The organism is Gilliamella sp. HK2 (assembly GCF_001690265.1).
GTDB classification, from domain to species: Bacteria; Pseudomonadota; Gammaproteobacteria; order Enterobacterales; family Orbaceae; genus Gilliamella; species Gilliamella apicola_C.
The window spans coordinates 46,688-61,054 of the sequence record NZ_LZGV01000061.1; the positions used below are offsets into that span (position 1 = coordinate 46,688).

16 protein-coding genes are annotated in these 14,367 nt (G+C 35.1%); 9 read left to right on the top strand and 7 right to left on the bottom strand.

Going from position 1 to position 14,367, the window contains the following annotated elements; translation table 11 throughout:
* Positions 1-59 precede the first annotated feature (59 nt).
* Positions 60-716 (bottom strand): histidine phosphatase family protein, encoded by a 657-nt coding sequence (locus A9G45_RS05280; RefSeq protein WP_065566529.1) that lies wholly within the window; start codon positions 714-716, stop codon positions 60-62.
* Between the two features lie 23 nt (positions 717-739).
* Entirely contained in the window at positions 740-1,723 is a 984-nt protein-coding gene (gene rluC, locus A9G45_RS05285; protein ID WP_065566530.1) for a 23S rRNA pseudouridine(955/2504/2580) synthase RluC, read from the bottom strand.
* Between the two features lie 147 nt (positions 1,724-1,870).
* On the opposite strand from rluC, the gene dsbB reads away from it, so the two are divergent.
* The 4 genes from dsbB (at position 1,871) to rapZ (ending at position 4,760) form a co-directional block, all read left to right on the top strand.
* Positions 1,871-2,404 (top strand): disulfide bond formation protein DsbB, encoded by a 534-nt coding sequence (gene dsbB / locus A9G45_RS05290; RefSeq protein WP_065566531.1) that lies wholly within the window; start codon positions 1,871-1,873, stop codon positions 2,402-2,404.
* Between the two features lie 79 nt (positions 2,405-2,483).
* A complete protein-coding gene (gene rluA / locus A9G45_RS05295) occupies positions 2,484-3,140 on the top strand; it encodes a bifunctional tRNA pseudouridine(32) synthase/23S rRNA pseudouridine(746) synthase RluA (protein WP_065566532.1) in 657 nt (218 codons plus the stop codon).
* 83 nt (positions 3,141-3,223) lie between these two features.
* Positions 3,224-3,820, top strand: coding sequence for an XTP/dITP diphosphatase (locus A9G45_RS05300; RefSeq protein ID WP_065566533.1), 597 nt, complete (start codon positions 3,224-3,226; stop codon positions 3,818-3,820).
* Positions 3,821-3,908: 88 nt separating this feature from the next.
* Entirely contained in the window at positions 3,909-4,760 is an 852-nt protein-coding gene (rapZ, locus tag A9G45_RS05305; RefSeq protein ID WP_065566534.1) for an RNase adapter RapZ, read from the top strand.
* Here rapZ and A9G45_RS05310 read toward each other — a convergent pair whose 3' ends face one another.
* The 4 genes from A9G45_RS05310 to A9G45_RS05325 form a co-directional block, all read right to left on the bottom strand.
* Positions 4,761-5,612, bottom strand: a complete 852-nt coding sequence (locus tag A9G45_RS05310; RefSeq protein WP_176701606.1) for a divergent polysaccharide deacetylase family protein — start codon at positions 5,610-5,612, stop codon at positions 4,761-4,763.
* The gene (gene envC, locus A9G45_RS05315) at positions 5,612-6,820 is read right to left on the bottom strand and encodes a murein hydrolase activator EnvC (RefSeq protein ID WP_065566536.1); all 1,209 of its coding nucleotides are present in this window, start codon (positions 6,818-6,820) and stop codon (positions 5,612-5,614) included. Before envC ends, A9G45_RS05310 begins: the two co-directional genes overlap by 1 nt.
* Before the next feature lie 708 nt (positions 6,821-7,528).
* Positions 7,529-8,593: a membrane-bound lytic murein transglycosylase MltC gene (gene mltC, locus A9G45_RS05320; protein ID WP_065566537.1), complete on the bottom strand. Its 1,065-nt coding sequence runs from the start codon at positions 8,591-8,593 to the stop codon at positions 7,529-7,531.
* An 8-nt stretch (positions 8,594-8,601) separates the two neighbouring features.
* Complete coding sequence (locus A9G45_RS05325; RefSeq protein ID WP_065566538.1) at positions 8,602-8,871, bottom strand: oxidative damage protection protein; 270 nt, start codon at positions 8,869-8,871, stop codon at positions 8,602-8,604.
* A 210-nt stretch (positions 8,872-9,081) separates the two neighbouring features.
* Between A9G45_RS05325 and A9G45_RS05330 the strand changes: the two genes are divergently transcribed.
* From A9G45_RS05330 to A9G45_RS05340, 3 genes are all read left to right on the top strand, one after another.
* Positions 9,082-10,293 carry an aspartate aminotransferase family protein gene (locus A9G45_RS05330; RefSeq protein ID WP_065566539.1) on the top strand — a complete coding sequence of 404 codons (1,212 nt, stop codon included), beginning with the start codon at positions 9,082-9,084 and terminating at the stop codon, positions 10,291-10,293.
* A 65-nt stretch (positions 10,294-10,358) separates the two neighbouring features.
* Positions 10,359-10,970 carry a ribosome biogenesis GTP-binding protein YihA/YsxC gene (yihA, locus tag A9G45_RS05335; RefSeq protein WP_065566540.1) on the top strand — a complete coding sequence of 204 codons (612 nt, stop codon included), beginning with the start codon at positions 10,359-10,361 and terminating at the stop codon, positions 10,968-10,970.
* A 13-nt stretch (positions 10,971-10,983) separates the two neighbouring features.
* Entirely contained in the window at positions 10,984-11,970 is a 987-nt protein-coding gene (locus A9G45_RS05340) for a serine/threonine protein kinase (protein WP_065566562.1), read from the top strand.
* Between the two features lie 65 nt (positions 11,971-12,035).
* Here the strand turns inward: A9G45_RS05340 and A9G45_RS05345 are convergent, their stop codons facing one another.
* Positions 12,036-12,332, bottom strand: coding sequence for a GIY-YIG nuclease family protein (locus A9G45_RS05345; RefSeq protein WP_065566541.1), 297 nt, complete (start codon positions 12,330-12,332; stop codon positions 12,036-12,038).
* Positions 12,333-12,517: 185 nt separating this feature from the next.
* Here A9G45_RS05345 and A9G45_RS05350 point away from each other — a divergent pair, with 185 nt between their 5' ends.
* Positions 12,518-13,222, top strand: coding sequence for a lipopolysaccharide core heptose(II) kinase RfaY (locus A9G45_RS05350; RefSeq protein ID WP_176701607.1), 705 nt, complete (start codon positions 12,518-12,520; stop codon positions 13,220-13,222).
* Positions 13,223-13,380: 158 nt separating this feature from the next.
* Entirely contained in the window at positions 13,381-13,965 is a 585-nt protein-coding gene (locus A9G45_RS05355) for a hypothetical protein (protein ID WP_065566543.1), read from the top strand.
* The last annotated feature ends 402 nt before the right edge of the window (positions 13,966-14,367 follow it).

The following is a 14,367-nucleotide window of genomic DNA, read 5'->3' on the forward strand; positions in this document are numbered from 1 at the left end:
ATATCTCGACTAATTTTTGTAATAATATTAGTCGAGAAAATGATAAATCAGGTTATTTTTTAAGACAAATGATCTACATTATTGAAGAATTTTACCGTAAATGCCCCTTCAGGATGCTCATGGCTTTGTTTATAATTAACCAAGCTAATGCTAGTATTTAGCATTCGAGGAAAATAATTTTCATCACGATGTAAACGCCAATCGCCACCATTTAACACACAAAGTAAAATTCGTAATACTGTCCCATGTGACACAACCAAAATATTACCCGTATCTTGAGTCGCGCTTTGAACAATGGTGTTTAATCCTTGCTTCATACGCGTTAGTATATCAAGATAATTTTCACCTTGATTAACTGAAGCGTCGAAATTAGCTGGATCAGTTAAATAAGTCGTAAATTCAGGAAACGTCTTTTTCAACAGAGGGACATGTTTACCTTCCCAAATGCCAAAATCCATTTCACGTAGATCGGCAAGCTCAAAAGTGGGAATAGTAAGATTATTTTCTTTAACAATATAATCGCGTGTTTCCATCGCACGTTGTTGTGTGCTTGAGTACGCTTGCATAAAAGGAATATCTTTTAAATATTGTCCTGTTATTTTAGCACCCAAAATGCCTTGTTCGGTTAACGGTGAATTTTGAGATCCTTGCATCTGATCTTTAATGTTCCATTCCGTTTGGCCATGTCTAATTAAGTATAAATTAATATCTTTCATTCGCACTTACTACCTTGTTTATTTTAAGAATCGGTTCGCTTATATTTATCTTTTCTAAGATAGACTAAACAAGCCTGTAAAGTATCATCCATTGGTGCATTTAATAGCATTTCTTGTAAGCTTTTAGGATGAATAAATTTAACACTTGCTGCATGTAAAAATAATCGATTAAGCTTTGTTCCTGCTAACAATGCATCAAATTGTCTATCGCCATAGCGGTCATCAAAAGCAATTGGATGGTTAGCATATTGTGTATGAATGCGGATTTGATGTGTTCGCCCAGTAACGGGGCTTGCTTTTATTAAAGTTGCAAAATCAAACCGCTCTTCAACTTTAAAACGTGTTTCTGATGGCTTACCGTCTTTATCGACTTTCACGACTCGCTCACCGCTTTTTAACACATTTTTGAGCAATGGCGCTTGTATGACTTTGCAGTCAGAAGGCCAATTACCTTTAACCAAAGCTAAATAGTTTTTCTGCATTTGTTTAAGGCGTAATTGTTCGTGTAAGGATTTTAATGCGGAACGTTTTTTAGCAATTAATAGCACCCCTGAAGTTTCGCGATCAATGCGATGCACTAGTTCTAAAAACTTTGCTTCAGGTCTTAAAGCTCGTAATGCTTCAATTACCCCAAAACTTAAACCACTGCCACCATGTACGGCAATACCGGATGGTTTGTTAATCGCCAATAAGACATCATCTTCATAGATAATCGCTTTTTCTAAATCGGCGACTTTATTTAGCTTGGTTGAAATTTCTGGCATGGCTTTTTCTGTCATTCGAACCGGTGGGATACGAATTTCATCGCCAATATTTAATTTATATTCAGGTTTGATCCGTTTTTTATTAACACGCACTTCACCTTTTCTTAAAATGCGATAAATCATACTTTTTGGCACACCTTTTAAATAGGTGATTAAAAAATTATCAATACGCTGTGTCGCATTTTCTTCTGAAATAGTAACAAATGAGACTTGTAATTTTGTTTGTGGAACTGTTGAGTCCATAGAAAATGATTAATCCGCTATCAATAAATAAAGTCGTTTACATTATAAAAAAATAAACTACACTATCGTAATTAAAAAATAAGATAGATTATATTCAGTATAATTAAAGAAGAAAGATTATAACGGAATATGGAGGAATAAAATAGTATGTTATCACTGCTTAATCAATACTCAAAAGGTAGATTTGCTTGGTTCTTATTGTTCTTTTCCACGCTTGCTTTTGAAATAACCGCACTTTATTTTCAACATAGCTTAGGGCTTGCACCTTGTACACTCTGTATTTACCAACGTTGTGCTATTTTGGGCATTATGCTAGCTAGCATTGTTGGGCTCATTGCTCCTCGTAACATTATTGTTCGATTAATCGGTATTTTAATTTGGATGGTTAGCGCCTATAAAGGCTTTTTGCTAGCAACATTTCATGCCCATTTACAATTTGAACCTAATTTAAGTGATACTTGTTCAATTAACGCTCAATTCCCTTCGTGGTTTCCCTTAGACTCGTTGTTTCCTAGCATGTTTAAAGCTTATGGCTCTTGTGCCGATAAAATTTGGACATTTTTAACTATTGAAATGTCACAATGGATGATTATTATTTTTGCTTGTTACCTGATTTTTGGTTTAGCTGTATTAATTTCACAGATATTTCCATCGCCAAAAGGTTCAATTTGGAATAAGTAACTTTATTTATAAAACTGGCACTTTTTGTTGAGTTTGTTAGAATGTGTGGCAATTTTATTTTACGAATTGTCACATATAAATGCTTTTAGAATATCACCCGCCTATCGAACCTTGGCTGTCCATTTTATATCAAGATGACCATATCGTGGTTGTCAATAAACAACCCGGTATTTTGTCAGTTTCAGGCAATAAACCACAATTTATTGATAGCATTATTCATCGTTTACAACAAAAATATAGCTATGTCGAATCCGTTCACCGGCTTGATATGGCAACCAGCGGTATCATGGTTGCTGCACTGTCAAAATTAGCTGATCGCGAAATAAAAAAACAGTTTCGAGAACGTATCCCTAAAAAAATTTATATCGCGGTCGTACATGGACATCTTGAGCAAGATGTTGGTCGTGTTGAGTTACCATTAATTTGTGATTGGCCTAATCGTCCAAGGCAAATGGTTGATTTAGAAAATGGCAAACCTGCGTTAACTGAATATCAAGTGATAGCCAGAAATCCAGACAACACAACTCGCATAAAATTATTCCCATTTACAGGCAGATCGCACCAATTACGTGTTCACATGCAAGCCATCGGCCATCCCATTTTAGGTGATAAATTCTATGCTCATCCTGATGCTTTTGCGATGTCAAAAAGGCTACTATTACATGCTCAATTGTTGACGATTAATCACCCTAAAACAGGTGAAAGTATGACATTTAGTTGCGAACCTGATTTTTGAAAATTCAACATAAAATTAGCCAGCGTGGGCTGCAACTAGCTTAAGTCAATAATGAATAAACAAGTAATATAAAGGAAGTCAAAATGCAAAAAATTGTGTTAGCAACTAATAATCAAGGCAAGGTCAATGAATTGCAACGGTTACTCGCTGATGCCGGTTTTGATATTGTTGCACAAAGCCAATTTAATGTACCTGATGCTAACGAAACAGGTTTAACATTTATTGAAAATGCTATTTTAAAAGCACGGCATACCGCTAAATTAACAGGACTGCCGGCCATTGCTGATGACTCTGGCTTATCGGTAGATGCTCTTGGCGGTCAACCAGGAATTTATTCTGCGCGTTATGCTGGTGAACACGGTAATGATCAAAGCAATAATCAAAAATTATTGGATGCATTAAACAATGTTCCCAAAGAAAAACGTACTGCCTACTTTTATTGTGCACTGGTGTTTATGCGCCACGAAAATGATCCAACACCAATTATCTGCTTAGGAAAATGGCATGGTTTAATCTTAACTGAAGCACAAGGCGACGGTGGATTTGGTTACGATCCGCTTTTTTATGTGCCTGAATTGGGTTGTACAGCGGCACAACTAACCAAAGAACAGAAAAGCCAAATATCGCACCGAGGTCAAGCACTAAAACAATTGATTAGTAAAATTAAAACTGAATATTAATTATTCACTATATTATGTATACTCAAAATTGCATATTAATAAGTAAACAGTATATACTTAATGCATCAATGATATCGGAGTTAATATTGTGATTTTACTGATAGTAAGTGGTCGCTCTGGTTCTGGCAAATCCGTTGCCTTGCGAGCGCTTGAAGATATGGGATTTTATTGTGTTGATAATATCCCCGTTGTTTTATTACCTCAATTAGCCAATTCACTAAAAGACAATAATACCCCTGTTGCTGTTAGCATTGATATCCGAAATTTACCTGAACAATTTGATTTTAATAGTGATATCTTTCAACGCTTACCCGCATCAGTTACACCCGAAATTATTTTTTTTGATTGTAGCCCAAATACCTTAATTCGGCGCTATAGCGAAACTCGACGTACGCACCCATTAACTAATCAACAATATTCTCTTGAAGAAGCCATCGATTTAGAAGAAAAATATCTAGAGCCGTTAAAATCGCATGCAAGCCTAGTTATTAATACCGATAATCTTTCGGTTCATGAACTATCTGATATATTAAGATCGCGTATTTTAGGTAAAAAAGAACGAGAATTAACGATCATTTTTGAATCATTTGGCTTCAAACATGGTTTACCTGTTGATGCGGATTTTGTGTTTGATGTTAGGTTTTTACCTAACCCTCATTGGGAAGTTAGTTTGCGTCCACTAACAGGATTAGACAAACCTGTTAAAGACTATTTATTAAGGTATGAAGAAGTCTCAAATTTCATCTCTCAAACTGCTAATTACTTAAATCAATGGCTACCGCTGTTAGAAAAAAATAACCGCAGTTATCTAACCATTGCTATTGGCTGTACAGGAGGGCAACACCGTTCGGTCTTTATTGTTGAACAATTAGCTGAATTTTTTAAGGCACAAAATAAACAAGTACAAATTCGCCATCGAACGTTAGAAAAGAAACCGTGATTATTCATTCTCGGTAGCATGGGTTGATAATTCTTCAAATCGTTCTTTGCATTTATCAATAATATTCTGGCATTTATCCGCAATATTTTTCAATATTCTTTGGTATTTAGCTGGATAATGCGTTGCATTAGGCGATGATGTAACTAATTTACCAACTTTAACTAATTCAATATCCGCAGGTAACTTAGCAAGTTTTGCTTTTAATACATTAATCGTTTGTGGATGTGGGTGCCCAATAACAATAGCAACGCCTTTTTTACGCGCTAATTTGACGGCTAAATCAAATTGCCGGCTAATTGCTCGCTCAGTTTGTTCATCATCTAAAAATACATCACGCGCTAGCACTGGAACATCATAATAACTAGCAGCCTTTTTTATTTGTGTTCGGCCAATTGTTTTGCTATCTAAAAAAAACATTGGATGCGCGCTTAATGCCTTCATCACATTAGTCATTCCGTTAAGATCTGCTGTCATCAAACTGCCCATATGGTTATTAAAACCAATAGCATGTGGCACACGCTCAATTGCATTATTTACAATCCGACTTATTTGCGTTTCGTCCATTGATGGAAATAAAGTGTCTTTTTCTAGTCGCTGTTTGCTAAGTGGTGCCATAGGTAAATGAATTATTACATCATTACCATGTTGGTGAGCAATATTAGCTATACGCGCAGCATTTGGTGAGTTAGGTAACACAGCAACAGTGATATTAGGCGAAAGCCTAATAACTTGCTCTTCATTATGCTGACGATAACCAAAATCATCAATAACAAGCGCAAGCTTAGCCGCCCAAACAGAGTGTGTATTTAGCGCAAAGACAATCATAATAAAAATAGTTATAAAACAACGCACTATTTTAACCATCCACTTGGATCAAGCGCCTTACCATCACGGCGAATTTCAAAATATAACGCTGGGGTGCGTTGACCGCCACTGGATCCTACTAGCGCTATAGCTTGCCCATGGAGGATCCTATCGCCCACCTCAACTAACATGCGTTGATTATAACCATATAAACTCATATCACCTTTACCATGCTCAAGTGCTACAACAAAACCATAACCTTGTAGCCAACTGGCTAAAATAACTCGACCATCAGCAATGGCTTTAACTTGAGTACCATCTTTAGCATTAATCACCATTCCTTTCCAATACAATTCCCCTTGTAGCCGCTCACCAAACTTGTGTGCAACACTACCACTAACTGGCCAATTAAATTGGTGTTGAGGTTTTCCTATACCACTAACACGCGCCATTAAAGCTTGCTCGTCAGGATTAGGGATGTAACTTTTATTTTTTTGTTTTTCTTCAATATTTTTTGCTTGTTTTATTTCTTCTTCTGCTATGCGCTTGCTTTCTTGCTTTGCCTGGGCAATTTTAGCTTGTAACTTAGCTTCATTATTACGCAAGTCCATTAATTTTTGTTGATTAACTTGCATCGCTGAATCAAGATCGGTTATCGTACTTTGTCGATTTTCTCGATTTTTTTCAAGTTTTGCTTGTTGTTCTTTCTGCTTACTTTGTAATGTTTTATGCGAAGATTGCTTTTTTTCTAACTGTGCACGCTTTTCAGTCAATTGAGCTTGCGTATTTTCAAGAGCTTGGATTTGCTGTTGCCTTGCTTCATTAATATAAGCATAGTAAGTCATTATACGATTATTACGCTCACTTTTCTCGCTGGAAAAAATCAGTTCTAACCCTGTCATATTACCTAGTTTAAAAGCACTCTCAAGTTGTTTGGCTAATACGCTCCGTTGCTGTTTTTGTTTTATCGTTAATTGCTCAATTTGCTTAACTAAACTATTAATCTCTTGATCAAGCTTTCTCAATGATAAATCATTTTTTTCCACAGAAGTTAGCAGTTTAGCTATTTCGGTTTCTTGCTCTTTAAGTGCATTGACAAGCTTTGACCGTTCTTTTTTTTGCTGGGCTAAACGCTTTTCTTGCTCCTCGATAGAGTGGCGTAAAGATTGCAGTTGCTTATTATCGTCCGCATACAAATAATGAATTTGTAACATTCCAACAATAACAATAATAACAAATTTTTGATAAATAGACATGAAATTGTCTTTATGATTTATAACCAAGCAATAAAAATGGTGTCACTATACCGATAAATAGACAAAGATGCAAAACGAAAACAACCTATCAAATTATTATCTTTTTTATATGAAGTGTTTATCGGTGATTAACCGTATCGTAATCTTAGTTATTTTAAAAATAAACATAACCGCTTAAAAATGGTTCAGAAAAGTAATTGATTTTATTGAAGTTTTTTGTTTTTATGGTAATTAACTGATTTTACGTTATTTTTTAACTATTTTTTTTGCTGTTTTGGCATGTTTTTTTGCAATAGCTTTGCTTTGGAGCGGCTGCCGTTTGCAAATAAAATTAACGGTTGATGATAACATTTGAGCAGGAGATGGCGAAATTTAGCACGGTTGCGTATGGTTGTAGAATATAGCTTATGGCTATTCAGCTCTGTTGCTGAGTTTTAAGACAACGGCACTGAATTGTTTCTAAAAAAACTGCATCTTGTTCAGTCGATAGCACATTCTAACGCCGAATAAGGCGCAGCGTTAGCCTTTTAGGTAAAAATGTTGATTTTTATAAAAATAAAAACTTTAATAAAATCAATGCTTTTTCTGAAGTGTTTTTAAGATCTAAAATGCCTTGTTTTGGGGACGTTTGGTATTTTTAGCATTAAGCCTCCCTCTTTATTGTTTACGTATAAATTGTTTATGTGTAAAGAGGGAATGCTATTGTGTTTATCTGTTTTCTAAAATCCTACTGACCTTGATCAGATAGTTGCGTGATTCTTGAGAAACATGAGAAGTGACTAATTTTTGATAAACTTGTTGTGGTGTCATTGAGTTTATAATACGGATAGCTTTGTTGCGATCTTTATCAAAAGTAGACAATACACTACCAGCCCCACCGTTATAGGATGTAATCATGGCATATCGCAATGATGTTGGGTTATTAATTCCTGCTAGATATTTGGTTTTTAGCAAGGATAAATAGGCCGTTCCCATGTCAACGTTATTACGAGGATCGAGCAAGAATTTTCGACTTGGCTCTCCTGATTTGCCACGTAATTTAAAAATATCACGACCAGCGGTATGTTGTTGTACTTGCATGAGTCCCAGTGCATCAGTGCGGCTAACCGCATATGGGTTAAATGCTGATTCAACTTCCATAATAGCTAAAATCAAACGTTCATCAATCAAATGGCGATTAGACGCTTCAGAGACAAGTGGTAAAAATTTTCGTGCTCGTTGATTGATGTGGTTAGGAACCAGTTTAATTTCAACATAAGTAATTTGATGTGAGCCTGATTTGCGCTGTTTCAAATTATTCGCTAATACATAATCAGCAAAGCTGTTGGCTCTACCACTCCAACGGATAGGTTGGTGCTCTTGATCTAATACCTGATTGTATAAAAATGGATCTTGGGATAAATCTCGGCTAATTTTATCACGACGAATAATATCGACGGGCTCTGACATCAGTAATGTTGAAACTATCGCTTCTTTCAAATTATTTATTGGTGAATCAGACAGCGTTTCGATTGTGATCACCCCCGAAACAAAGTTAATATGAACACGTGTTTGCAGATTATCTTCATATTGAACATAGTCTTTAGGACCTGCAATAAGGACTTCTTTTGGCCCCCAGATTTGTTCAATGTTATTGGCATACTGGCTAATTAGAATATTGAAAGCATTAGTATCTTTAGCGTAATAATCATTATTATTCGATTTTCGGCTCGGGCAACCAGTTAAAAGGCTTGTAATAATGAATAACGCAATGATTTTTTTATTTTTTTTCATTTTGTATCTCAATTTTGGGGTTTATATCCATCAATCAGAATCTCTCCGCCTTCAAATAGAAACTTAACCATTTCTGCTTCAATTTTTTTGCGGTGCTCAGAATTCATCATATTGAGTTTATGTTCGTTAATTAGCATAGTTTGTTTTTTAAGCCATTCTTGCCATGCTTGTTTGGATATTTCATTAAAAATACGTTTGCCAAGCTCTCCTGGGTATAGTTGGAAATCTAAACCTTCTGCTTCTTTTTTTAAATAATGGCAATAAATAACACGACTCATTTTTATCTCTTTTAAATACAATTAGCAAACGATGGCTGATTATACCTGAAAATAATTGTAGATAAGAAGAAAATAATTGTAGAAGTTTTAAATTAAAATCGCCATTAAATGAATATTAATATAAAATAAATGAATAATTATTTACTTTACACCGCGATTAATTCACTTAAAATGACATAAACTACTTTAATAATAAATGAGGATTCAATCATGCAGCCAAAAATGACCCGTGAATTATTCGATAAAGTTATTTTACCTGTTTATGCACCAGCAAATTTTATCCCTGTAAAAGGTTTCGGTAGTCGCGTTTGGGATCAGCATGGTGAAGAATATATAGATTTTGCGGGGGGGATAGCTGTAAATGCGCTGGGGCATTGTCATCCTAGACTCGTCAAAGCGCTACAAGTGCAAAGTGAAAAGCTATGGCATGTGAGTAATGTTTTTACTAATGAACCCTCGTTAAAGTTGGCGCAAAAACTGATTGATAACACATTTGCTGATCGTGTTTTTTTTGCAAATTCAGGCGCAGAAGCTAATGAAGCGGCGTTTAAATTAGCGCGTTATTACGCAATACAAAAATACAATCCTTATAAAACTAAGATTATTGCCTTTTATCAATCATTTCATGGACGTACATTTTTTACTGTGTCGGTTGGCGGGCAAGCTAAATATTCTGATGGCTTTGGTCCAAAACCTGCTGATATTATTCATGTGCCTTTTAATGATTTGGATGCTGTTAAGGCTGTAATGGATGACCATACTTGTGCTGTTGTTTTAGAGCCCGTACAAGGTGAAGGCGGTTTAGCCTCAGCAACACCTGAATTTTTACAAGGGGTACGCAAGCTGTGTGATGAATATCAAGCGCTACTTGTATTTGATGAGGTTCAATGTGGCATGGGGAGAACAGGGCGTTTATATACTTACCAGCAATATGATGTAAAACCTGATATTTTAACCTCTGCTAAGGCATTAGGTGGTGGGTTTCCAATTAGTGCTATGTTAACAACGAATGAAATTGCTTCTGTTATGCATCCTGGCGTACATGGTACAACTTATGGCGGTAACCCTTTGGCCTGCGCTGTGGCCTGTGAAGCATTTGATATTATCAATTCTCCTGAAGTGCTTGAAGGCGTGCAAATTCGACGAGCTTTATTTATTAAAGAACTTGAGCAAATCAATGATAAATTCAAATTGTTCCGAGAATATCGAGGTAAAGGCTTATTATTAGGTGTTGAGTTACAACCTGAATTTCATAATAAAGCCCGTGATTTGTTAAATGTTGCGGCCGAGTTTAAAGTGATGATTTTAAATGCAGGCTCAAATGTGTTACGTTTTACCCCATCGCTGATTATATCCGAAGATGAGATAAAAGAAGGGATGGCACGTTTGACAAAAGCAGTCGAAAAAGTTGTCAATGCTTGAGTTTTTCTATACAGTAACGGCATTTTAATCAATTAAGTGCCGTTGTGCGCTTAAAGGTATTTTTTATGACAACAATTCGACCATTAAATTACGCAAAAACTCATTTTATTTTAAGCGCGCCTGATATTTCTCATTTACCAAGTGATAGTGGTGTTGAGGTGGCATTTGCTGGCAGATCTAATGCGGGTAAATCCAGTGCACTTAACACATTAACCAATCAAAAAACGCTAGCCAGAACAAGTAAAACACCGGGAAGAACTCAGTTAATTAATCTTTTTGAGGTTGAAGAAAATTGCCGTTTAGTTGATCTGCCAGGTTATGGTTATGCACAAGTTCCCGAAGCCATAAAACGTAAATGGCAAAAATCTTTAGGGGAATATCTACAAAAACGTGAAAGTCTGAAAGGGTTAGTTGTCCTAATGGATATAAGGCATCCGTTAAAAGATTTAGACCAACAGATGATTCAATGGGCGGTTTCAGTTAATATTCCTGTCATGTTATTACTTACTAAGGCCGATAAACTTGCTTCTGGAGCACAAAAAAAACAAGTTAACATGGTTAAAGAAGCCATTTTGCCTTTTCAAGGGGATATTATCGTTGCGCCATTTTCCTCGCCTAAGCGCATGGGATTAGAGCCTTTAAAACAAAAATTAGATGAATGGTTTAGCCAACAGTAAAGGTAACAGTTTAATGGATAATACCCCTTTTTCATATAACTCGTTATCGCCTGATCTGATTATTGATAGTTTGGGGTCCATCGGGATTCGTCTTGATTCAGGACTTACCGCCTTAAATAGTTATGAAAACCGAGTCTATCAATTTCATGATGAAGATCACACCCGTTATGTTGTTAAATTTTATCGTCCTCATCGCTGGAGTCGAGCTCAGATTCTTGAAGAACATCAGTTTACCCAGCAGTTATTCGATGCGGAAATTCCTGTTATTACGCCATTAACATTTAATAATACGACGCTACATGAATACCACGGTTACCTATTTTCCCTATTTCCAAGCATGGGCGGACGGCAATATGAAATGGATAATATTGAGCAGATGGAGTCTGTTGCTATGTTGCTCGGGCGTATTCATCAAATAGGTGCAAAACAATCTTTTTCATATCGCCCAACTATCGGGTTAGAGGAATATCTTTATCATCCACAAGAGGTTTTGCTATCTTGTCGCTTTATTCCCAATAAAGTTCAATCCGATCTTAAAATAATTTTAGCGCAATTAATTAAAGCTGTTGAACAATATTGGCACAATGATTGGCAACCTATTCGTTTACATGCTGATTGCCATGCTGGCAATATTTTATGGCGTGATAATGCGATGTTTGTTGATTTTGATGACTCACGCAATGGACCTGCAATCCAAGATCTATGGATGTTACTACATGGCGATCATAAACAGCAACGTCTGCAATTAGATATGCTAATTGAGATGTATCAAGAGTTTTATCATTTTGATAACCATCAATTAAAACTTATTGAGCCTTTGAGAGCAATGAGAATGATTCACCATTTAGCATGGGTTATAGCGCGTTGGCAAGATCCTGCTTTTCCAATCGCCTTTCCATGGTTCACTGATGATGATTTTTGGCACCAGCAATTAACTGAATTTAAACAGCAAATTACTGCTATCAAATCACCACCACTACAATTAGCACCAATGATATAAGGCTAAAAATTAAATAAAAAGTTTGGTTGATATTATGAAAACTTAATTTATTACACTCTATTACGTTATAGTGAAAGGGATTGTAATAACTGCTCAAAATTAGGTTGCTTTAAAATCAACCACTCTTTTTTATGCTTAGAAAGCTGTTTTATTCGATACTCAATTTTTAGCGCTGTGGATTTATCACCCACGCTAATTTGATAAACAATGCTAAGATCTTGATGCGCTTTTAAATATTTAGAACCTTTGCCATTTTTATGTTGCTCAAAACGCCTTGTAATATCTGTCGTAATGCCAGTATAAAGTGATTGTTTAGCTGTTCTAATAATGTATAAAAACCATTGGGAAGCGTTATTAGCCATAGATGTCAGCAATATAAATAAACAATTTCACCATAATATCATTTTTTATTAAGTAACAAATATGTATTATTCTAAATCGTTGTTATTAATCTATGTCGCTGAGTCCCTATTACTGTTCCATTTACTTTAACGCGGATAATGTTTAAGATAAGCTAAATTTTTTGATGTATTTTGGGATAATAAATTTGAATAACTTTGCAAAAATTATTGAGGTTCAACGCGGCAATTTAAAATTCGCTTACGTGCAAAATGACGAAATCAATTATTTAGAGCTTTTTGACCAATTTTTGGCAGAAGAAGGGCATCATGAGTTACTGGATCCAAGCGATAAAATTGAACGATATACTTATCTAATCAATCATAAGCAAGACAAATTTATTTTTAAAATTGATGGTGGCGTTGAGCATCGTTTAGAGCGTCGTTTGATAGCCAAAATTACTGGTGATTTTTATTTTAATTTAATTCGTAAGCTGGCAAGAATATCGCTTGATAAGTGTGATATTGCTTATGAACTTTATTTGGTTGCTTTTGATCAAAAAACCAATCGCCATTATATGATTTTTAACTTCATTGAAGGTCGCTCTTTAAAATGGGATGAAATGAAAGAGTATGGCGATCAAGTAAAAGAGTGCATAGAAACGCTGCACAGTTATAATCTAGTTTCTAATGATGTGCATGGTGGAAATTTTATTTTAACGCCTGAAGGAAAAATCAAAGCCATTGATTTAACTAATTCGGGGTTTATTTGGTTGACTAAGGCCAATGATGCAATTGAATTAAAAGAACGGTTTAATATCATAATTAAGGTGCCTTTTTGGGCTATGACGATTAAAAAGTTTACTCATGGTTTTAAACGATTATCCCGTAAAATCCGTGGTAAAGGAGATTAATTATCTTATTATTGTGAGCAATTTTGTCACTTATAAAGATACTTAATCAATAATCTTTTCTTTAGCCTTAATTAAATTTGTATTCACTATTGATAAATACTAGTAAATTAGGATGTAAAAAGCTAGAATTGATGAGCTTATTCAAAAAAGGATGGGATATGAAAAAGTTAATTGGTTATTTGGCTATTTTAACTATTCTAACAAGTTGCACATCGCAAAAAATGTTGTCAATTTATCAGACTAGCGGTGTTGAAATTGCTCAAAATTCGTCAGGCGCTGATATATTAAATAAGTACAATACATCACGACCAATTACCGCCCTCCACTCCTCTTTATCTTTATGTATTGCGCAAGAACTTGATAATGGTCCAGTGGTATTAGCAAGTGAAAACTATTCTGGATCACTTTGGTGGCCTTATTACAATGTGCCGAGCCAGCAAGCAATCACAGTTAGCGGAGGTGACACAATTAAATTAGTTGAAGGTAATCATGTTGTGGCTAATGCTGTAACTGACTATCTTTACCATACTAAATATTTTATCAGTTATATCCTAACGGCAACTCGTCATCAAAATAACATCCATTATCTATTTAGCAATATTAAACAAGCTCACCAATATACAGGTTCAGTTGTAAATGATGGATTTGAAAATGTGAAAACGCTTGAAAGTGCTCACCCGAATCTGGTTATTGATGCACTTAATAAAGAGGCTGATAAAATTCAAGAATGTTTATTGCGCTAATAATACGTTATTTTTAATTGCTATTTTTAAAAAGTTTTAGGTCAATATGCGTTTAAGTCTATTTTAGCGTTCTACTGTTTAAAACTATTAACTTCAATCTTCATCCTACTTAATTACTCAACAACTCCAAAGCAGAAAAAGCTATGTATACTTATATTATTAGTGCTAGATGCGCGATTATCCAAATAAAATGAATAGTCTATTAGTATTTATCAGAATTTTTAAAGGATCTTTGGATGCAAAAGCTAAAAATATCACTTTAAAAATATAAGCAAGTATTGTGACTGTTCATAAAGTATCGGTAGAATATATATTATTCAATGCTTTTGAGCCAAATATTGCTAAATTAGTAACTGAAAGCATAAATAACGCAGTAAAATAAGCAAATTATTTAGTCTGTTA